The sequence below is a fragment of the Kitasatospora sp. NPDC001603 genome, assembly GCF_040298365.1.
Lineage (GTDB): Bacteria > Actinomycetota > Actinomycetes > Streptomycetales > Streptomycetaceae > Kitasatospora.
On sequence record NZ_JBEPAA010000022.1, the window covers coordinates 81,118 to 101,561 of the forward strand.

17 protein-coding genes and 1 pseudogene are annotated in these 20,444 nt (G+C 74.2%); 14 read left to right on the plus strand and 4 right to left on the minus strand.

The features are described 5' to 3' along the window. Nucleotides 1-145: 145 nt before the first annotated feature. Nucleotides 146-1,279 carry a polysaccharide deacetylase family protein gene (locus tag ABT263_RS16570; protein ID WP_352291133.1) on the minus strand — a complete coding sequence of 378 codons (1,134 nt, stop codon included), beginning with the start codon at nt 1,277-1,279 and terminating at the stop codon, nt 146-148. A gap of 213 nt (nt 1,280-1,492) precedes the next feature. Then, nucleotides 1,493-3,322, minus strand: a complete 1,830-nt coding sequence (locus tag ABT263_RS16575; protein WP_352291134.1) for an AMP-dependent synthetase/ligase — start codon at nt 3,320-3,322, stop codon at nt 1,493-1,495. Nucleotides 3,323-3,899: 577 nt separating this feature from the next. Here ABT263_RS16575 and ABT263_RS16580 point away from each other — a divergent pair. From ABT263_RS16580 to ABT263_RS16605, 6 genes are all read left to right on the plus strand, one after another. Further along, a complete protein-coding gene (locus ABT263_RS16580; RefSeq protein ID WP_352291135.1) occupies nt 3,900-6,848 on the plus strand; it encodes a sensor histidine kinase in 2,949 nt (982 codons plus the stop codon). Further along, on the plus strand, nt 6,845-7,264 hold the full coding sequence (locus ABT263_RS16585; protein ID WP_329490565.1) for a roadblock/LC7 domain-containing protein: 420 nt from the start codon (nt 6,845-6,847) through the stop codon (nt 7,262-7,264). Before ABT263_RS16580 ends, ABT263_RS16585 begins: the two co-directional genes overlap by 4 nt. Nucleotides 7,265-7,272: 8 nt before the next feature. Next, nucleotides 7,273-7,740, plus strand: a complete 468-nt coding sequence (locus ABT263_RS16590; protein WP_352291136.1) for a DUF742 domain-containing protein — start codon at nt 7,273-7,275, stop codon at nt 7,738-7,740. 70 nt (nt 7,741-7,810) lie between these two features. Then, entirely contained in the window at nt 7,811-8,359 is a 549-nt protein-coding gene (locus tag ABT263_RS16595) for a GTP-binding protein (protein WP_352291158.1), read from the plus strand. 658 nt (nt 8,360-9,017) lie between these two features. Then, the gene (locus ABT263_RS16600; protein WP_329490566.1) at nt 9,018-9,146 is read left to right on the plus strand and encodes a hypothetical protein; all 129 of its coding nucleotides are present in this window, start codon (nt 9,018-9,020) and stop codon (nt 9,144-9,146) included. Between the two features lie 82 nt (nt 9,147-9,228). Next, a complete protein-coding gene (locus tag ABT263_RS16605) occupies nt 9,229-10,050 on the plus strand; it encodes a winged helix-turn-helix domain-containing protein (protein WP_352291137.1) in 822 nt (273 codons plus the stop codon). 76 nt (nt 10,051-10,126) lie between these two features. Here the strand turns inward: ABT263_RS16605 and ABT263_RS16610 are convergent, their stop codons facing one another. Continuing rightward, nucleotides 10,127-10,909, minus strand: coding sequence for an IclR family transcriptional regulator (locus ABT263_RS16610; RefSeq protein WP_352291138.1), 783 nt, complete (start codon nt 10,907-10,909; stop codon nt 10,127-10,129). Between the two features lie 555 nt (nt 10,910-11,464). On the opposite strand from ABT263_RS16610, the gene ABT263_RS16615 reads away from it, so the two are divergent. The 6 genes from ABT263_RS16615 to ABT263_RS16640 all read left to right on the plus strand — a co-directional run bounded on the left by ABT263_RS16615 (nt 11,465) and on the right by ABT263_RS16640 (nt 17,439). Then, nucleotides 11,465-12,547, plus strand: a complete 1,083-nt coding sequence (locus ABT263_RS16615; RefSeq protein WP_352291139.1) for an ABC transporter substrate-binding protein — start codon at nt 11,465-11,467, stop codon at nt 12,545-12,547. A 133-nt stretch (nt 12,548-12,680) separates the two neighbouring features. Further along, the gene (locus ABT263_RS16620; protein ID WP_502885812.1) at nt 12,681-13,709 is read left to right on the plus strand and encodes an ABC transporter substrate-binding protein; all 1,029 of its coding nucleotides are present in this window, start codon (nt 12,681-12,683) and stop codon (nt 13,707-13,709) included. Between the two features lie 104 nt (nt 13,710-13,813). Further along, a complete protein-coding gene (locus ABT263_RS16625; protein ID WP_329492337.1) occupies nt 13,814-14,620 on the plus strand; it encodes an ABC transporter permease in 807 nt (268 codons plus the stop codon). Then, the gene (locus tag ABT263_RS16630; protein WP_352291141.1) at nt 14,617-15,396 is read left to right on the plus strand and encodes an ABC transporter ATP-binding protein; all 780 of its coding nucleotides are present in this window, start codon (nt 14,617-14,619) and stop codon (nt 15,394-15,396) included. The genes ABT263_RS16625 and ABT263_RS16630 overlap by 4 nt, the downstream gene beginning before the upstream one ends. Nucleotides 15,397-15,452: 56 nt before the next feature. Next, nucleotides 15,453-16,358: an ABC transporter substrate-binding protein gene (locus ABT263_RS16635; protein ID WP_352291142.1), complete on the plus strand. Its 906-nt coding sequence runs from the start codon at nt 15,453-15,455 to the stop codon at nt 16,356-16,358. A 4-nt stretch (nt 16,359-16,362) separates the two neighbouring features. Further along, nucleotides 16,363-17,439: an LLM class flavin-dependent oxidoreductase gene (locus tag ABT263_RS16640; protein ID WP_352291143.1), complete on the plus strand. Its 1,077-nt coding sequence runs from the start codon at nt 16,363-16,365 to the stop codon at nt 17,437-17,439. Between the two features lie 249 nt (nt 17,440-17,688). Here ABT263_RS16640 and ABT263_RS16645 read toward each other — a convergent pair whose 3' ends face one another. Continuing rightward, on the minus strand, nt 17,689-18,678 hold the full coding sequence (locus tag ABT263_RS16645; RefSeq protein WP_329490574.1) for an aldo/keto reductase: 990 nt from the start codon (nt 18,676-18,678) through the stop codon (nt 17,689-17,691). A gap of 410 nt (nt 18,679-19,088) precedes the next feature. On the opposite strand from ABT263_RS16645, the gene ABT263_RS16650 reads away from it, so the two are divergent. Together ABT263_RS16650 and ABT263_RS38905 are read left to right on the plus strand one after the other, a co-directional pair. After that, nucleotides 19,089-20,108, plus strand: a complete 1,020-nt coding sequence (locus ABT263_RS16650) for an LLM class flavin-dependent oxidoreductase (RefSeq protein ID WP_352291144.1) — start codon at nt 19,089-19,091, stop codon at nt 20,106-20,108. Nucleotides 20,109-20,326: 218 nt separating this feature from the next. Next, nucleotides 20,327-20,413 (plus strand): annotated as a pseudogene (locus tag ABT263_RS38905) (TetR/AcrR family transcriptional regulator); the annotation flags it as partial. Nucleotides 20,414-20,444 lie beyond the last annotated feature (31 nt).

The window sequence follows — 20,444 nt, forward strand, 5'->3', positions numbered from 1 at the left end:
CCGGCCCAGTTCTCTTTGGCCGACACCGCGCTGCACGCCCCCCATTACAGTCACCCGCCCACCCCGTGTCAACGAGCTCGATCAGGATCGAGGGCGGTGCGCGCCGCCGCTCTTCCCTCGGGGGAGCGGCGACGCGGGTCGGGGGCTACCGCAGGTAGGAGGCCAGGCCGGCGGTGTCGGCGGCGGCGAGGGCGCGCTGGAGGTCTCCGGCGAGGGTGTCGGTCCAGTGCATCAGGACGACGTCGCCGGGGGACAGGGTGCCCTCGTGCCAGATGTTGGAGGCACCCCAGCTGAAGTCGGCGTCGGCGGTGAGCAGGTGCTGGATGCCGCAGTTGGCGGCGGCCTGCAGGGTGTCGGCGTTCCAGGCGAAGAACGGCGGGCGGAAGACGGTCGGGGCGGTGCCGAAGGTGCGGACCTGGGCGTCGCGGGCGTCGCAGATCTCGACCTGCTGCTCGGCCGGGCTGAGCGTGGTCAGATCCGGGTGGGAGACGCTGTGGTCCTGGATGGAGGAGCCGGGCACGGCGGTGACGCGGCGGAAGAAGTCGGGGTCGGTGGCGGCCGGCATGGGCAGCGGGAACGCGGTGATCGGCAGCTGGTGGTCGGCGATGAACCGCTCCGCCTCGGGGGTGCGCTGCCAGCCGTCGTCCACGGTGAAGAAGACGACCCGGTCGCTGGTCGGCACCGAGCCGGCGGCGGTGGCCGGAGCGGGGGCCGGACCGTCCACCCGGACGTCGTCGACGGCGAACGGACCCTGCTGGTACCAGCCGTGGACGTACAGCCGGACGGTGCGCGCGTCGGGGCCGGTGGTGAACCGGGTGGTCAGCTTCTGCCAGCCGCCGTTGGTGGTCGCCGTCCAGGCCGGGGCGACATCGCGCCCGGTGCCGGTGACGCCGAGGTGGACGAAGGCGCCGCGGACCCAGGCCGAGGCGGTGTACGTGGTGCCGGGCCGGACGGAGACGGTCTGCGCGCACTCGCCGTTGGAGTCGTCGTTCGCCGGGGTGACGGCGAGGGCGGAGCCGCCGGAGTGCGGGGCGGTGGTGGTGGCGGACGCCTCGGCGGGGCCGCCGGAGCAGCGCCAGCCGGGGACGCTGCCCCAGTCGGCGAGCGAGGAGGCGGGGATCTCGAAGCCCGGGTTGGTGGCCAGGTTGACGGCGGGCGCCGCGGCCCCGACCGGTCCGGCGGAATCGGCCGAGGTAGAGGTCGAGGCCGACGCCGGAGCCGCGAGACCGCAGACGGCGAGCAGCGTGCAGGCGGCGAGCGCCGACAGGCGTGAGGACATGGACACGTGAGGACTCCTGCGTGGGGGCAGTGGAGGACACGCCCGTGGGGAGGGCGTGTGGAACGGGGTGGAGCGCTCCCCGAGGGGCGGGAGCCGTGGGCGTGCCGCACTCAGACCGAGGCAAAACAATGGACTGGACCACTCGGATCGTCAAGGGAGTGACGTGCCGTGAGGACACTGTCATCCTTGCCGCAAAGGGGACGAGACGGACCGTCAGGAGCTGTACAGCTCGTCGATGTCCGGCCGGTAGTACTCCGTGATCGCCGCTCGTCGCAGCTTCAGCGAGGGCGTCATCAGGCCCTGGTCGACGCCGAACTCGCGCGGCAGCAGCCGGAACGCGCGGATCGACTCGGCGCGGGAGACGGCGGTGTTCGCCGCGGCCACCGCCCGCTGGATCTCCGCGTGCAACTGCTCGTCGGAGAGCACCGCCCACGGGTCCAACTGCTCCCGGCCGTGCGACTTCAGCCAGTGCGCCAGGGCGGCCGGGTCGAGCGTGATCAACGCGGCCACGTACGGGCGGTCGTCGCCGACCACCAGGCACTGCGAGACCAGCGGATGCGCCTGCACCCGCTCCTCCAGCGTGGCCGGGGCGAGGTTCTTGCCACTGCTGGTGACGATCAGGTCCTTCTTGCGCCCGGTGAGGGTGAGGTAGCCGTCCTCGTCCAGCCGGCCGAGGTCGCCGGTGCCGAACCAGCCGTCGTACAGCGACTCCTCGGTGCAGCTCGGGTGGTTGAGGTAGCCGCCGAAGACGCCGGAGCCGCGCACCCACACCTCGCCGTCGTCGGCGATGGCCACCGAGGCCCCCGGGACGGGGCGGCCGACCGTGCCGAGCTTCTGCCGGCCGGCCGGGTTGGCGGTGATCGCGGCAGAGGTCTCGGTGAGGCCGTAACCCTCGTACAGGCTGAGGCCGATGCCGGTGAAGAAGAGGGCGAGCTCCCGGTTGAGGGCCGAGCCGCCGCACATCACGCCGCGCACCCGGCCGCCGAGCACGGCCCGCAGTCGCGGGTAGACGGTCCGCTCGTACGCCAGGTGGCGCAGCCGCAGCCGGGGGCCCGGTCCGGGGCCGTGGCCGAGCGCGCGCTGCTCGCGGGCGGTGGCCCACTCGACGGCCACCTGCCGGGCCTGCTCGAAGAGTTCGCCCCGCCCGGCCTCCTCGGCCGCCCGCCGGGCCTGCTGGAACACCTTCTCGAAGACGTAGGGGACGAGGTGCAGGAAGGTCGGCCGGTACGCGGCGAGCGCGGGCAGCAGGGCCTCGGTGGAGACTTCGGGGATGTGCCCGATCCGGAAGCCGCCGCGGATCGCCGCGATCTGCACCATCCGGCCGTAGACGTGCGCCAGCGGGAGGAAGAGCAGGGTGGACGGCTGGCCGCCGCCGGTGTCCGCGAAGACCTCGGCCCAGCCGTCCAGCAGGGCGTCGGCCGCCGAGGCCAGGTTGGCGTGGGTGAGCATGCAGCCCTTGGGGCGGCCGGTCGTCCCGGAGGTGTAGACGATGGTGGCGACGTTCTCGGCCGCCACGCCGAGCCGCTGGCGGTGGACGAGCGAGTCGGGCACCCCGCGGCCGTCCTCGGTGATCGAGTCGACGCAGCCCCGGTCCAACTGCCAGATGCCGGTGAGGTCGGGGAGCGCGTCGCAGACCGCGCCGACCGTCATGGCGTGGTCCTCGTCCTCGACCAGGCAGGCCACCGCCTGGGTCTCGGCGAGGATCCAGCGGACCTGCTCGGGCGCCGCGGTCGGGTAGATCGGGACGGTGATCGCGCCGATCGACCAGAGCGCGTAGTCGAACAGCGTCCACTCGTAGCGGGTGCGGGACATCAGCGCGACCCGGTCGCCGTACCGGACGCCCCGGGTCAGCAGGCCCTTGGCGAGCGCCAGCACCTCGTCCCGGAAGGCGGTCGCGGTGACCTCGTGCCACTGCGGGTCGCCGTCCGTCCGGCGGGCCAGCTGGACCAGGCCGGACATGCGTTCGGCGGTGTCGTAGAGCGAGTCGGCCAGCCCGCCGGTGGCCGGTGGTCCGGTCGGTGCGGGGGAGCTGAACTCGCGCACACTGCCCCCGATCCCGTTGTGGCCCCTGCCTGCCGGGCCCGTACGGGCGTCCGGATCGGCGGCGCGCTGAACGGTCGGGCAGGTGGAGCGAAACTATCGGATTGCTCTGTCACTGCCCAGGGGTGTGACCGTGACGCGACGAGATCGGCACCGGCCCGTAGGGAAAGTGCCGCGGCGGGGGATGGCCGGGGGTGGGCGGCCGAGGGGTGAATCCGGGATGACAGGGATCATTCGGACATCATCGGGCCGGGGGTCGGGAGAGGGCGGGTTCGACCCTCGAACGAGTGGTCAGGGCGTAGTAGGCTCTCGCAGACCTGCGGCCGAGGCCTCGCCGACCGGCCTGGTCCGACCGCCGGAAACCAGGACGAAAGCCCTGGTTGACAGCCGTGAGCCACCCTGGTCCACAGCCCCTGAGAGCGACCCCGAACGACAGCCCCGCCCGAAGGCCTCGCCCGAGGTCGCGCACCACCCCGCACCACCCCCGCCGCACCGTCACCGCCACCGCCAGCCCGCCTCTGCCGACCGCCCCTTCGAACCGCTCCCCGTCCGCGCCTGGCACTTCCCGACCGAGGACTCCATGCGTCTGCGCAGCAGCTCGATCCGCGCGAAGATCATCGCGCTGCTCCTGGTGCCCATCGTCGCGCTCACCGCCCTGTGGGTGTACGCGACGCTCGCCACCACCGGTGACGTCTGGAGCCAGTTGGCGGTCAGCAGTACGTACAAGGAGTTCGGCAAGCCGGTCGACCAGTACGCGTACGACCTGCAGAACGAGCGCCGCGCCGCCGTCCAGCGGCTGGCCGACCCGAGCTCGCGGGCCGCCCGGGACGCCTTCGAGCAGGCCCAGGCCGTCACCGACCGGGACCTCGTGACGCTGCGGCTGAAGAAGACCGACGACGGGGGCAAGCTCGACGCGGCGCAGCGCGGCCGGTACCTGCAGATCCTCGCGGCCGCCGACCAGCTGACCCCGCTCCGCAGCCAGATCAACCGCTCCTCGCTCAACTGGGAGTTCGCGCTCGGGCAGTACAGCGACCTCGTCAAGCCCACCTTCGGATTCCGGTCCGCCTTCGTCGCCCGCCAGAGCGGCCAGCTGCCGCGCCAGGGGACGATCCTGATCGAGCTGGCCCGGGCCCGCGAGTACCTCTCCCAGGAGGACGCGGCGATGGAGGGCCTCAGGACCGCCTCCGGTCGGCCCACCGCCGAGCAGTACCAGGTCGCGATCGACGCCCTGCACAACCAGCAGGCGCTGTTCACCGTCTACATCGCCGAGCTCGACCCGGCCGACCAGAGCGACTACATCGCGCTGCGCGGCGGCGAGGCCTGGGCGGCGCTGTCCCGCGCCGAGGCCGACTTCGTGGGCGCGGGCGGGCCGGAGCGGGTGGTCCAGGCGATCAACGGCGACTCCTGGCGGGAGACCGCCGACCGGGCGCTGGGGGACCTCGCCGCCATCAACACCCGGCTGGCGGGGGCGATCGGCGACCGGGAGCGCTCGTACGCGATCGGGCTGCTCTGGCGCGGCGGCATCGCCGGTGCGATCGGCCTGGTCGCGGTGGTGCTGTCGGTGATGATCTCCTACCGAATAGGCCGGGGCCTGGCCCGCGAGCTGATCGGCCTGCGCAACGCCGCCAACGAGCTGGCCGGCACCCGGCTGCCCTCGGTGATGCTGCGGCTGCGCAAGGGCGAGGCGGTGGACGTCGCGACCGAGGCGCCGGAGCTGCAGTTCGGCTCGGCCGAGATCGGCCAGGTCGGGCGGGCGATCAACGCCGTCCAGCGGGCCGCCGTCGAGGCCGCCGTCGAACAGGCGGACCTGCGGCGCGGCGTCTCCGCGGTCTTCGTCAACCTGGCCCGTCGCAGCCAGGTGCTGCTGCACCGCCAGCTGACGCTGCTGGACACCATGGAGCGCCGCACCGAGGACCCGGCGGAGCTGGAGGACCTCTTCAAGGTCGACCACCTCACCACCCGCATGCGCCGCCACGCCGAGGGCCTGATCATCCTGGCGGGCGGCTCCCCGGGCCGGGCCTGGCGCAAGCCGGTGCGGATGGTGGACGTCGTCCGTGCCGCCGTCGGCGAGGTCGAGGACTACGCGCGGGTGATCGTCCGGCCGTTCCCCGGCACCGGACTGCTCGGCAGCGCGGTCGCGGACGTCACCCACCTGATCGCCGAGCTGGTCGAGAACGCCGCGGTGTACTCCCCGCCGAGCACCCAGGTGACCGTCCAGGGCGAGGTGGTGGCCCACGGCTTCGCGCTGGAGATCGACGACCGGGGGCTCGGGCTGAGCGAACTCGCGCTCGCCGAGATCAACGAGCGCCTCGCGGTGGAGCAGGAGTTCGACCTCGCGGACACCGACCGCCTGGGCCTCTTCGTGGTCAGCCGGCTGGCCCGCCGGCACGGCATCCGGGTCCACCTGCGGCCGTCGCCGTACGGCGGGACGACCGCGGTGGTGCTGATCCCGCGCGAGCTGCTGGCGGAGGCGTCGGACGGGCCGCCGGCCGGGGCGGCTCCCGGCCGGCGTGCGGTGCCGGCCGGGCAGGGCGAGCGCGATCTGGTCGTGGTGCCGCCGCCGGGCGGCGCGGGTACGGCGAGCGGCGCGGCCGACGGCGGGCCGGGGCCGGAGGCCCGCCGGGCCGTCGGGACCGCGTCCGACCAGGGCGGACGGCACCGGGGGAGCGGCGGCCCGCGGCCGTCGGCGCCCGACACCACCCGTACCCCGGGCGGTCTGCCGCGGCGGGCGCGGAACAGGACCGGGCCGACGCTGGTCACGGCTTCGCCGGACGAGGCGGTCCGGGGCCCGGGCCGTCACCGCCGGGAGGGCCTGGCCGCGCCGGAGGGCGCCGAGGCCGGACCGCAGGACGCCGGTACCGCCGGTGTTCCGGACCGCACGCCGGTGGGGCAGCAGCCGCCGGCCGCCGTCCCCTCCGCCAGGCTGTCCTCGGTCGGTCGGCCCTCGGTCGGACTGCCCGAGACCGGGCTGCCCGAGGCCGGGCGATCCATGGCAGCGCAGCCCCCGGCGGAGCAGCCCTCCGCCGGGCCGGCGGCCGACGGTCCTCCCGCCGGCGGGCCCGGTCCGCTGCCGCGCCGCGTCCGGCAGGCCAGCCTCGCGCCCCAGCTCCGGGAGCGCGCCGTCCAGGAGCCCGAGCGGTCGGCCGCCGAGACCGCCCGCGAGCGCTCGCCGGAGGAGGCGCGGGCGACGTTCGCCTCCTTCCAGCGCGGCTTCACCCGGGGCCGCGGTTCGGCCGACCCCGTCCCGCCCGCCCGGCCGGCCGCCGTGCCCGCGTGGCAGCCGCCGGACCCGAACCGGCGCGCGATCGCACCGGCCCCGGCCCCGGCGGCCCTGCCCGCCCCGCCGCCCGGCGACCGGGCCCCGCTCGCCCGCTGGGTACCGGGCGCGTCGCCCGCCCCGCGCCCCGCACAGACAGCACCCTCGACACCCGCGGTACCGGCACCACCTGCAGCACCCGCAGTGAAGGCACCACCCGCAGTGAAGGCACCACCCGCACCACCCGCTCCAGCGGAAGGAAGAGATTCATGACCACTTCGACGCAGTCGTCCGGGGACCTCAACTGGCTTCTCGACGATCTCGTGGGGCGCGTCGCGGCCCTGCGGCACGCGGTGATCCTGTCCAGTGACGGGCTGGCCACCGGGGCCTCCCGCGACCTCGACCGCGAGGACGCCGAGCACCTGGCCGCCGTCGCGGCCGGCTTCCACAGCCTGGCCAAGGGCGCCGGCGGGCACTTCAAGGTCGGCGGCGTCCGCCAGACCATGGTCGAGCTGGACGAGGCCTTCCTCTTCATCACCGCGGCCGGCGACGGCAGTTGCCTGGCGGTGCTGAGCGAGGCCGAGGCCGACATCGGCCAGATCGCCTACGAGATGGCCCTGCTGGTCAAGCGGGTCGGCGAGCACATGGCCGCCGAGCCGCGCACCGAAGCCGCCCCGCCGGGGAGATGAGCGGCCCGATGGCGGAGGAGGAGCCCGAGCTGGAGCAGGACGCCCCGGCCGCGGACGAGTCCGGGGTCGACCTGTTCCAGCCGCGCACCCCGGTCGACGACCGGTGGTTCGACGACGAGGCCGGTCCGGTGGTGAGGCTGTACTCGATGACCCGGGGCCGTACCCGCCCGGTCGAGGACGGCCTGTTCGACCTGATCTCGCTGATCACCGTCGCCGAACCCGGGCCCCGGGCCGGGGCGGTGCCCGCGCTGGTGCTCGACCCGGAGCACCAGACCATCCTGACCTGGTGCCGCCGCGAGCCGCTGTCCGTCGCCGAGCTCGGCTCCTACACCGACCTGCCGGTCAGTGTGGTCCGCGTGCTGCTCGGCGACCTCTACGACGCCGAGCTGATCAGCGTCACCCGACCCGTTCCGCTCGCCGAGCTGCCGGACGAGCGCCTGCTGCGAGACGTGATCAATGGACTCCGTGCGCTCTGACCACCACGAGAACGCCGCCGCCGGTGCCACGGCCGACGACCCGCCCTGGCGGGGTGGTCCGGCGGTCGCGGTGAAGATCCTGGTCGCGGGCGGCTTCGGCGCGGGCAAGACCACGCTGGTCGGCTCGGTCAGCGAGATTCGCCCGCTGCGCACCGAGGAGGAGCTGAGCGAACTCGGCCGCCCGGTGGACGACACCGCGGGGGTGGAGGCGAAGCGGACCACCACCGTGGCGATGGACTTCGGCCGGATCGACCTGCGCGCCGGGCTGGCGCTCTACCTGTTCGGCACCCCCGGGCAGGACCGGTTCTGGTTCGTCTGGGACGAGCTGGCGCGCGGTGCGCTCGGTGCGGTGGTGCTCGCCGACACCCGCCGACTGGCGGACTGCTTCCCCTCGGTGGACTTCTTCGAGCAGCGCGGCATCCCCTTCGTGGTGGCCGTCAACTGCTTCGACGGCACCGAGCTGTTCGCCGCCGAGGAGGTCCGGGACGCGCTCGACCTGGACCCGGGGATCCCGGTGCTGCTCTGCGACGCCCGCCGGCGCGAGGACGGCAAGGACGTGCTGGTCGCCCTGGTCGAGCACGTCGGCGCACAGCGAAGGGGCGGCGCGGGCCGGGCCTGACCGGTGCTCTGCCGATCGGGCCCGGCGCAGACGCCGGGGAGCCCGGGCGGTCGCCGGCGGCCGCCCGGAGCCGTCGTCTCATTCGGGCGTCCGCATGCCGGACGTCCGCCGGTCGGAAGGTTGCCTAGACCGGGTCCGGCGTGGAAGGCTCTGGACGAAGGCCGCCCGGCCCTGCGGTTCGGGATGCCTCGGAGCACACCGGAACGCCGCGGGAAGACCGGCGGCGCACCACGACGCACCGCTCACGCGACCGCGTCCAGGACCAGGGGGAGGGCAGTACCGTGACCGTCGACCACCGCCGCGCCGCGGCCGCGCCGGCCCCGGTCACGCCGGCCCTGACGATCCGCCGGTACATCGACCACGCGCTGATCTGCAGCGCCTGCTGTCGGTGACGGACCGGCCGACCTCCCGGTAGCCCGACGGGCCTCGCGGCCCACCCGATCGTGAAGCGCACCTCTGACGCTTCGTCAATCCCTAGGCCCAGCCGCACCGGACGCCGGTCCGACCGTGCCGCCGTTTCCCATGCCCGCTCTCGCGGAGACCACCAGTGAACCTCGCCCGCCCCCTCACCACCCCTGCTGCCGCCGTGCCCGTCGGCGTGCCGGGAGCGTCGCACCGCGTGCGGTGCAACGGTCCGTTCACATGGTTGAATGGGCGCATGAGCAACGTCGTGGACAGCAGCCGGGGTCACCTCGACCTTGAGCCGTTCTGGCCGTCCCGGCAGCCGCACCTGTTCGACCAGACGTGTCCGGGCTCGCCCAGCGCGTCCCGGCCCGCCGTCCGCTGACCTCGGTTCAGCCCCCGGCAGTACACCCGGTCGACGCGCAGACGACTCCACCCCGTCCGTCACGCGCGAAATGAGCGGCACCATGTCTTCCTCCTCCACGGCCACCCTTCCCCTTCCCGCCGCGACCCCGCACCTGCGCGCGGTCCGCTCCGTCCCGTCGAGCGCCGAACGATGGCACGGCGCCACGATCCCGCCGCACCCCGCCGCCCCTCAGCACCAGTCGGGGCCGCACCACCAGGTCGGCCAGGCGCCGTCGCACTTCGTGGCGCCCGCCCCGGTCGCGGCCCCGGCGCCGCAGGGCGGCCAGGTCGCGCAGGCCCTGCTCGCCGCGCTGCCGGAGGGGGCCACCGTCGTCGCCGCGCTCCCGCAGGGGGCGCTGCCGCAGGCCCTGCTGGCCCAGTACGGCGCGCAGTTCGGCGCCTCGGCCGGCCATCCGATGGTCGGCTACCTGGTGCTGGTGCCCGCCGAGGGCGGCGCGCCGCTCGGCGGCGGGGCCACTGCGGTCGGCCCCGGTCAGCACGTCCAGGGCGCCCCGCTCCTCGCCGCGCAGGCACCGGACCCGTCCCAGCCCCGCGCTCAGGTCCAGCCGCAGGCCGCCCGCCCGGTCCGGCCCGCCGGTCACGGCATCTCGGTCGACACCGAGCGGCGCAACGCCTACGTCGACGGGCGGTTGCTCGACCTCACCTACCTGGAGTTCGAGCTGCTGGCGCACCTGACCGAGCACCCGCAGCGGGTGCACACCCGTGACCACCTGGTCTCCGCCGTCTGGGGCTACGGCCACGTGGGCGACGGCCGCACGGTGGACGTGCACGTGGCGCGCCTGCGCCGCAAGCTCGGCGCGGCCTACCGCGACAGCATCGTCACGGTCCGCCGGGTCGGCTACAAGTACACCCCGGTGGCGTGACCCGCTGCTGAATCCCGTCGTCACGGGCCGGGCGTTCCTACGAACGCCCGGCCCGTGACGCATGCATGACGGTCCGTCAGGCCCGCTGGTCGGGCGGCAGCAGCAGGACGGCCAGTGCGGCGGCGCAGGTCCGCGCGTGCCCCAGGAACCAGTCCAGCCGGTCGTCGGTCAGGTGCGCCGGAGTCGAGCGGACGGCCAGCGCGAAGCGGGCCTGCCCGGCGCCGTCCAGCACCGGGACGGCCACGGTGCGGACCCCGGCTGCCGACTCGCCGTCGTTGAGCGCGTAGCCGGCAGCCCGTACCTTCGCCAACTCCTCGTCCAGCCGAGCGGGTTCGGTGATGGTCCGGTCGGTGAACGGCAGCAGCGGGCCGATCGTCGAAGGCTGCGGCTCGCCGGGGCGCGGCCAGCCCAGCAGGACCTTGCCCAGCGCCGTCGAGTGCAGCGGGCGCCGCAGTCCGAGCCCGGTGTCCGGGCGCACGGAGGCGCCGACCAGGATGACCGCGTGCGGGCCGCTGCGGATCGCGAGGTCCGCGGTGGCCCCGGTGCGCTTGGCGAGCAGGTCCAGTTCGGGTGCGGCCAGGTGCAGCCCCCGCTGGTGGAAGCTGAGTTGGCCGAGTTCGGCGACGGCCGGGCCGAGCCGGTACCGGGCGGTCTGCTCGTCCTGCTCCAGGAAGCCGGCGCTGACCAGGGTGCGGGCCAGCCGGTGCGCGGTGGAGACCGAGAGGTCCATCCGGCGGGCCAGGTCCGAGGCGCTCAGGTCGGGGCCGTTGTCGTGGAAGCAGTGCAGGAGCCCGAGGGCCCGCTGGACGGCCTGTGCACCGGCCGGCGGGCTCTGGACGGCGGTGGCGGCCTCGGCCATGGCACCTCGCGTTCGGTCCGGCGCCCCGGCGGGTCCACCGGGGTCGGTTCCAGACTATGGCAGCCGCTGCTGCGGAATTGTGTCGGCGGCATTGCAATGGGATGGCGTTGATGAACAAGTGATCCCACGATGTGGCAAAAGCTTGCTTCGCGCTCCCTCGGCGTGGAACGCTCGGCACATCGCCCCGGACGGCCCCGTCCGGAGCCCGAGTTGTCACCCGGACCACCCAACCGGCAGGAAGGAGAAGCGCCGTGACGACCCACCGGTGCTCCGCCCCCTGCACCTGTTGTCGCTGACCCGCCGTAGCCCCCGAGCCAGTCGAAACGCCGCACCGCGCCCCGTGTCCTCCCAGGTCGGTGCCCTCCCGCACCGCCATGGGCCCGTCGCCCGGCCGCGCCACGGCCGGACCGCCCGCCCGCTCCCCACCCGGTTCCCCGGTCGGCCCCCGTGCAGCCCGCTGCTCAGCCCTCCGCTCAACCCTCTTCCTCCGACCGACCACGCCCGGTGCCGCGCCCCGCCGCTGCCCGTATCCGCCCAGCCAGAGGACCCGCCACCGTGCCCAGCCACGCCCGCTCCACCGCCGATGCCGCCCCCTCCGACGCCGCACCCGCCGCGGCGGCCGGTGTCGCAGCCGACGCCCCGGACACGCTCTGGTTCACCCGCTGCCCCGTCCCCACCGCGACCGGCATCGCCGCCGACCAGGGCCGCTTCGCCCGGGAGTTCGCCGCCGACGGCATCACCGTCCGCTCGCTCCAGGACGCCCCGCCGGAGGTGGCCGCCGACCACCACTACACCCACGCCCTCACCGGCCTGTTCCGCGAAGGCGGCAACGTGCCCGCGCTCTGGGCACGTTCGCGCGGCGAGCGGACCCGGCTGATCGGTCTCACCTGGATCGAGGAGCGTCAGGTCGTCCTGGTCCGGGCCGGCAGCGGTATCGGCTCGCCCGGGCAGCTGCGCGGGCTGCGACTGGCCGTCCCACGCCATGGGATCGGCATCGACTTCTGGCGGGCGATGGCCCTGGCCGGCCTGCACGGAGCCCTCGCCACGGCCGGACTCACCCTGGACGACGCAGAGTTGGTCGACGTCCCGGCCGCGCCGGGCGGTGGGCAGTGGGCCGCCGAACTGGCCGCGCTGCGCGACGGCGTGGTGGACGCGGTATACGTCAAGGGCGCGCTGGCCGTCGAGGCGGCCCGCCGGTTCGGCGCCGAGGTCGCGATCGAGCTGGACGCCGCGCCGGACCGCCGCAGCCGGGTCAACAACGGCACACCGCGCCCGGTCACCGTCCACCAGCGACTGCTGGACGAGCGTCCGGACCTGGTCGCCCGCTTCCTGACCGTCCTCCTGGAGGCCGCCGACTGGGCCGCCGGGAACCCCGCCGAGGTGGCCCGGATCCTGCAGGCCGAGACCGGCGCCGGCGCCGAGGGCGTCGCCGGGGCCTACGCGGCGGGCGGTCACCGCACCCTGCACCTCGACCTCTCGCAGGAGCGCCTCGGCCTGTTGGAGCAGCAGGAGCGCTTCCTGCGCCACCAGGGCTTCCTCGCCGCCCCCGTCGACGTCGCCGCCTGGGCGGACCCCGAGCCGCTGCGCGCCGCCCGCGCGCTGCTCGCCGCCCGCCGCGCCGCGGCCGGGCCGGCCTGACGCCCCCCCCATGCCGCCGCCCCGCCCGCGTCGCCGCTCTGTCCGCGTCGCTGTCCTGCCCCCCGTCGCCGTCCTGCCCTCCGCCGCTGTCCTGCCCTCCGCCGCGCCCGCCGGCCTGCCGATTCCCCTGGAGCTGACCGTGAAGACCCGCCGCCTCGCCCTCACCGCCACCGCGTTGCTCACCACCACCGCCCTGGCCGCCTGCGGTTCGTCCGCCGGTGGCGCCAAGGCCTCCGCCGACGGGGGAGGCAAGGCCGAGGTGGTGCTGCGCCTGCCGGACCCGGGCAACAGCGGCTTCCTCGCCCTGGGCAAGAAGGACGGCTCCCTCGACCGGGCCCTCGCCGCCGTCCACGCCAAGGTCGCCTGGACGGGGAGCGCCGGCCCGTTCGCCCCCGCCGCCCAGGCGCTCTCCGCCGACCAGCTCGACGTCGCGCTGGGGTCGATCACCTCGGCCGTCGCCGCACTGGCGCAGAAGCCAGGCTTCAAGCTGTTCGCCCAGACGGCGCCGGACGGCGTGGGCGAGGGCATCCTGGTGAAGAACGACTCGCCCATCAAGTCCGTCCAGGACCTGGCCGGCCGGAAGGTCGCGGTGAGCCAGGGCGGCACCAGCGAGTACCTGTTGCTCAAGGCCCTGGAGAAGAGCGGCGTGCCGGCCGACCGGGTCGAACGCGTCTACCTGCGCGCCGACCAGACCTCGGGCGTCTTCAACTCCGGCCAGGTGGACGCCTGGGCGACCTGGAACACCTTCTCCACCCCGTCGATCGCCAACTCCGGCGCGCACTTCCTGGTCAACGGCAAGGAGGTCGGCTCCGACAACTACGCGGTCTGGGCGGTGCGCAACGGCTTCGCCGAGAAGCACCCGGAGGTGGTCAAGGCCTTCTACGCCTACCTGCACGAGGGCGGCCTGAAGGAGAAGGCGGACCCGGCGGGCTACCTCAACGTGTTCACCGACTCCGGGCCGACCGCCGTCACCCCCGCCGAGAAGGAGATCGCGGTCGCCGTCACCCGGCAGAGCGCCACCGCCGACGTCATCACCGAGGCCGACACCGCCCGTTTCGCCACGGTGGCGGCGTTCTTCGCCGACCAGAAGGTCACCAAGCAGCTGGTCGACGTCAAGCCGTACCTGATCGACATCGCCACCCTCGCGGACGGTGCCAAGTGAGCACCGTGACCGACGCGCCCGCCGCCACCCGGGAAGCCACCGGGGACGCCGCCACCGGGTCCGCCACCGCCGACGACGGCACCGTCGCGGCCCTCGAAGCCGGTCTGGTCGCCCCGCGCACCCGGCTGCCCGCGCCCCGCCCCCGCGCCGTCGCGCTGATCCTGCGCACCATCGGCCCCCTCGCCCTGCTCGGCGGCTGGGCGCTGGCCTCCGCCACGGGGGCGCTCACCCAGGACGTGCTCGCCTCGCCCGCCCAGGTCGCCGACGCGGTCGGCGAGCTCTGGGGCAACGGCCAGCTCACCGACGCGCTCACCGTCTCGCTCACCCGGGCCGGGCTCGGCCTGGTCTTCGGGGCCGGCGCCGGGCTGGTGCTCGGTGTCGTCACCGGGTTCTTCCGGCTGGGCGAGGAGCTGCTGGACTCCGCGGTGCAGGTCCTGCGCACGGTGCCGTTCCTCGCCCTGGTCCCGCTCTTCATGGTCTGGTTCGGCATCACCGAGACGGCGAAGATCGCCCTGATCGGGGTCGCGACCAGCTTCCCGATGTACGTCTCCACCTCCGGGGGCGTGCGCAACACCGACCGCAAGCTGATCGAGGCGATGCGCAGCTTCGGCCTCGGCCGCTGGGCGATCGTCCGCACCGTGGTGCTGCCCGGTGCGCTGCCCTCGCTGCTCTCCGGGCTGCGGCTCTCGATGACGCTCAGTGTGATCGCGCTGATCGCCGCCGAGGAGATCAACTCCACCGAGGGCATCGGCTATCTGATGGCCCAGGCGCAGAACTTCTCGCGCACCGACGTCCTCGCCGTCTGCATCCTGATCTACGGGCTGCTCGGCCTCACCGCGGACGGTGTGGTCCGCCTCCTGGAGCGTTTCCTGATGCCCTGGCGCAAGGCCACCCAAGGAGCGGGCCGATGAGCACCCCGACCACCACCGCCACCACCGCGACCCTGGCCGCCACCGCGTCCCCGACCGCCGGCGCTGTCGCGGCCGAGGGCGGCGCCCCCGCCGTCCACCTGCGCGGCCTGCGCCGGGTCTTCGGCACCCGGGCCGTCCTCGACGGGGTGGACCTGTCCATCGCCCGGGGCGAGTTCGTCGCCCTGCTCGGCGCCAGCGGAACCGGCAAGACCACCCTGCTGCGGATCCTCGGCGCCCTGGACAGGGCCGACGCCGGTACGGTGCTCGTTCCGCCGGTCCGCACGGTGGTCTTCCAGGAGCCCCGCCTGGTGCCGTCCAAGCGGGTGCTCGCCAACGTCACCGTCGGGCTGCCGCGCGGCGCCGCGACCCGGGAGACCGCCCTGCGGGCACTCGCCGAGGTCGGGCTGGAGAAGCACGCCGACGCCTGGCCGGCCACCCTCTCCGGCGGTGAGGCGCAGCGGGCGGCGCTCGCCCGGGCGCTCGTCCGGGAGCCGCAACTCCTCCTCCTGGACGAGCCGTTCGCCGCCCTGGACGCTCTCACCCGGCTACGGATGCAGGACCTGGTCGGTGACCTCGTCCGCCGCCACCGCCCGGCCGTCCTGCTGGTCACCCATGACGTGGAGGAGGCCGTCCGGCTCGCCGACCGGGTCGCCGTCCTGCGGGACGGCAGGCTGGTCCGCGACGAGCGGGTCGCCGTCGAGCGCCCCCGGGACCCGGCCGACCCGGCCTTCGCCGAGCTGCGCCGCCGCCTGCTCGCCGACCTCGGCGTCCACTGACCCCGCGCTCCGCATTCCCCACCCCCCAAGTCCCCGCCAGTACACCGGAGATCACCATGGCCATCACCCTCGGCGTCCACGCCAGCAACCCCTCGCTCTACTACCTCTCCCGGCTGGACCACCTGGCCGAGGAGCTGGCCCCGCTCGGTGAGACCGGCGTCTTCCACCACTACGCCGACGGCACCCGTACGGGCGCCCTGCTGGCCGACGGCACCATCGACTTCGGCGGCACCGGCTCCACCCCGCCGGTCACCGCCCAGGCCGCCGGACACGACCTGGTGTACGCGGCGGTCTCCGCTCCCCGCCCCGACCACGGTGCGCTGCTGGTGCTCGCCGACGGCCCGGTGGCCTCCGTCGCCGACCTCAGGGGCGGCACCGTCGTGCTGGCCGTCGGCTCCTGGCAGACGCACCTGCTGGCCAAGGCGCTGCACGCCGAGGGCCTCTCCTACGCGACCGACATCACCCCGGTCCGCCCGGCCGCCGACGAGGACCAGGCCCAGCGGCTGCGCGACGGCGAGATCCTCGGCTGGATCGCCCAGGGCGCCGAACTGGCCGCCGCCCGCCGGAGCGGGCGGTTCCGCGAGCTGATCCGCACCGGTGACGTCATCACCGACCGCTCGGTGTTCTTCACCCGCCGGGACTTCGCCACCGAGCGCCCCGAGGTGGTGGCGGCGATCGCGGCCGCGCTGCGCCGTGCCGATGCCTGGGTGGCCGCCCACCCGGCCGAGGCGGCCGCGATCGCCGCCGCCGACCTGGGCGGGGCGGTGGAGGACTGGGAGCAGGCGCTGACCGCCCTGCCGTGGCGGCTGGAGCCCGCCACCGCCGGGTTCGTCGCCGAGCAGCAGGAGGCCGCGGACATCTTCCACGGCGTCGGCTTCATCGACCGCGCGCTGACCGTCGCCGACGCCCATCTGCCTGCGCTGGAGGCCCCGGTGGCCGCCGCACTCGCCAAGGCGGTCTGACCCGATGGCCTCCGAAGTCCTCTGGTACATCATCCCGCGCGAGGGCCACTACCCCTGGGAGCCGGCCGGCCGACGCCCGGTCGACCTCCGCTACCTCCAGCAACTCGCGGGCAGCGTCGAGCGCCTGGGCTACACCGGCGCGCTGCTGGCGACCGACCTCTACGACGTCTGGGACCTCGGCAACGCGCTGGCCGCCGCCACCACCCCCGCGTTCAAGCCGCTGCTGGCCGTCCACCCCGGGCTCATCTCGCCCACCCTGCTGGCGAAGATGGCGCTCAGCTTCGACCACCTGCACGGCGGCCGGCTCCGGTTCAACGTCGTGAACGGCTCCACCGCGCAGCTGCGCGAGTACGGCCTGGACGTCGAACACGACGACCGGTACCGGCTGAGTGCCGAGTACTGGTCGATCGTCCGGCGCCTCACCTCCGGTGAAGTCTTCGACCACAAAGGCGAGTTCTACGACCTGAAGAACGCCGGCGCGAGCCTGCGCGAACTCGCTCCCGTCCAGCCGGGCGGCATCCCGCTCTGGTTCGGCGGCAGTTCGGCGGCCGGCATCGAGATGGCCGCCGAGCACGTGGACGTCTACCTGACCTGGGGCGAACCGCCCCAGCAGCTCCGGGAGAAGCTGGACCTGGTCCGCGAGCGCGCCGCCGCGTACGGGCGCACCCTGCGGATCGGCCTGCGGCTGCACCTGATCGTCCGCGACACCGAGGACGAGGCCTGGGCCGCCGCCGACCGGCTGCTCGACGTCACCAGCGAGGCCACCTACGCCCGGCAGCTCGGCGGGGCGACCGGTGAGGACGGGGTTGGCTGGCAGCGCCAGTTCCGCCAGCACGGGGGCCGAGTACCGGCGCGGGCAAGGGAGTTGGAGAGCCACCGGAACCTGTGGCCCGGGATGAGCCTGTTCCGCCCCGGCCCCGGTACGGCGGTGGTCGGTTCGACCGCCCAGGTGGTCGAGCGTCTCCAGGAGTTCGAGTCGCTCGGTGTGGACACCTTCATCCTCTCCGGCAACCCGCTGCTCGAAGAGGCGCACCGGGTCGCCGAGACGGTGCTACCCGCGCTCGGCGTGGGCCGCCGCTAGCGGAGGGGCGAAGGCGCCCGGCAGGACGGGGAACGGCACCGGCGAGGTCAGTGCCAGCTGTCGGGCGAAGCGCGCGAGAGTGCGCAGGAGGAGCGTCCGCACGGGGACTCCAGGGTCTCGAAGGACGTGTGCGGACGGTACAACGCCCGAAGTCCCGGCAGGTCACGCGGTGTCGCCCGAGGAAGCTCGGGGCGGCACTGTACGGACTGCCGGGACTTCGGGACTGCCGGATCAGGCGGCCGGGACGGCTCAGCGGCTGAGCGCGTCGATCTCCGCGAGGTCCTCGGCGGTCAGCGGGCCGCCGTTCAGCGCGTCGATGTTCTGGTCGAGCTGGGCGACGCTGCTCGCCCCGATGATCACCGATGCCACCCGGTCGTCGCGGAGCACCCAGGACAGCGCCAGCTGGGCGAGGGTCTGCCCGCGCCGCTCGGCGACCTTGTTCAGTGAGCGCAGCTGCTCCAGCTTCGGGCCGGTCAGCGCCTCCTTGTTCAGGAACCGTCCGACCGACATCCGCGATCCGGCGGGCACCTCACCGGAGAGGTAGCGGTCCGTCAGCAGCCCCTGGGCGAGCGGGGAGTAGGCGATCAGGCTGGTCCGGGTGTCGCCGACCGCGTCCAGCACCCCCTCCTCCACGGAGCGGTCGAGGATCGAGTACGCGGACTGGTTCAGCAGGACCGGGGTGCCCAGCTCGCGCAGGATCGCGACGGCCTCCCGGTGCTGCTCGGCCGGGTAGTTGGAGATCCCCGCGTACAGGGCCTTCCCCGAGCGGACGGCCGAGTCCAGCGCGCCCATCGTCTCTTCGAGCGGGGTGTCGGGGTCGTGGCGGTGCGAGTAGAAGACGTCCACGTAGTCCAGGCCCATCCGGCCCAGCGACTGGTCCAGGCTGGCCAGCAGGTACTTGCGGCTGCCGCCGTCGCCGTACGGGCCGGGCCACATGTCCCAGCCCGCCTTGCTGGCGATGAACATCTCGTCCCGGTACGGGCGGAAGTCCTGCGCGAACAGGTAGCCGAAGTTGCGCTCGGCGCTGCCGTACGGCGGGCCGTAGTTGTTCGCCAGGTCGAAGTGGGTGACGCCCCGGTCGAAGGCGCGGCGCAGCACCGCCCGCTGCACCTCCAGCGGCTGGGCGTCACCGAAGTTGTGCCACAGGCCGAGCGAGACGGCGGGCAGCTGGACGCCACTGCGGCCGGCCCGGCGGTAGGTCATCGAGGCATAGCGGTCATCCGCGGCGAGGTACGTCATGCCGGACATCCTGCCAGGACCGTCGCCCCGATCAAGCTCTTGCCCCGCCCCTGACCGGTGCATATGCTCGCGGTGGATCGTATGGGTGCGAGGCGAAGGGGAGCCGGTATGACCATCTGCGCAGCTCTCCCGCGTTGTTGTCGCCCCGTCCGCGGCACGCGCTGACGCCGCCGCCGCCCAAGCTCCTCTCCCGCCGCCGCTCCCGACCCGCCGCCGTTCCCGTGTGAGCGCGATCGGCCCCTGGACGCGGGGCCGCCGGGGCCCGGGCGCGCCGCACCGCCGCCCCCCGGGGATCCCCGTTCCTCCCGGATCCCCGTTTCCCTCCGGACCCCCGGACCTCCCCGGTGGATCCCCGCCGAGCGCCGGCGCACCCCGCCGAGCGACACCGAACGCCCCACAAGGAGACCGCCATGCGGTTCACCGTCTCGTCCCTCGTCTCCAACGGACCCGACCCCGTCACCGGAGTGCGGCGCACGACCTACGAGAAGCTGCACAACGTCATCGACCAGGCCGTCACCGCCGAACGGCTCGGCTTCGACGGCTACGGCGTGGGGGAGCGGCACGGCGAACCGTTCCTCTCCCCGGCGCCCCCCGTGCTGCTCAGCGCCATCGCCGCCCGCACCTCCACGATCCGGCTCTTCACCACCGTCACGGTGCTCAGCATCCTGGACCCGGTCCGGGTCGCGGAGGACTACGCGGTGCTCGACCAACTCTCCGGCGGCCGCCTCGAACTGATCATCGGGAAGGGCAACGACCCGCGCCACTTCGACCTGTTCGGGCTGCCGGAGGACCGCCAGTGGGACGCGCTGGCCGAGAACTACGGACTGCTGCACCGGCTCTGGCGGGAGGAGAAGGTCAGCTGGGAGGGGAGCACCCGCCCGCCGCTCAGGGAGGTCACCACCTCGCCGCGTCCGTACCAGGACCCGATCCCGGTCTGGCACGGCAGCGCGACCAGCGAACAGTCCACCGACCTCGCCGCCCGCTTCGGGGACCCGCTGTTCTCCGCCAACTCCTTCCATCCGCTGGCCAAGTACAAGGCGCTGGTCGACCACTACCGCGAGCGCTGGGAGCACTACGGCCGCGACCCCGAGGACGCCCGGGTCGGGACGAGCTTCGGCGGCCTGTTCGTCGCCAGGCGCTCGCAGGACGCGATCGAGGGCTTCCGCCCGTACTGGGACGCCCTGCTCGGCTCGGCGGCCGGCCGGTACAACAACTCGCCGTTCGAGTCGCTGGAGGACGCGCTGGAGCGCGGCTCGGCGCTGGTCGGCAGCCCGCAGCAGGTGATCGAGAAGATCCACCGCTATCACGAGGCGTTCGGCAACGAGGTGGTGGGCATCGGCGTGGACGCCCTCACCGAGGACGTCCAGCACGAGCAGCTGGAGCTGTTCGCCGCCGAGGTCGCCCCGGTGATCCGCCGCGAGCTGCCCTGACCGGCGACCCCACGCGCACCACCGTCACCCGGTGAGGCTCCGCTACCCGGGGCTCCGGCAGCCGGCGCGCGGCTCTGTACCTACTGGTATGTACATTGGACGTACCAGTAGGTACAGTCGCCGCATGGCCACGCCAACCCAGGACGTCATCGCCGACCCGCGGCCGCGCGCCCCGGTCGAGGCGACCTTCGACCGGGGCGTGCGACCGGCTCGCCGAGGTGATCGTCGAGGGACAGGACGCCGGTGAGCTCGCTCCCTGCGCCGACCCGGCCGACACCGCCGCGGCCGTGGTCGCCGTCGTCCAGGGCGGCTACGTGCTCGCCCGCGCCGCCGGTA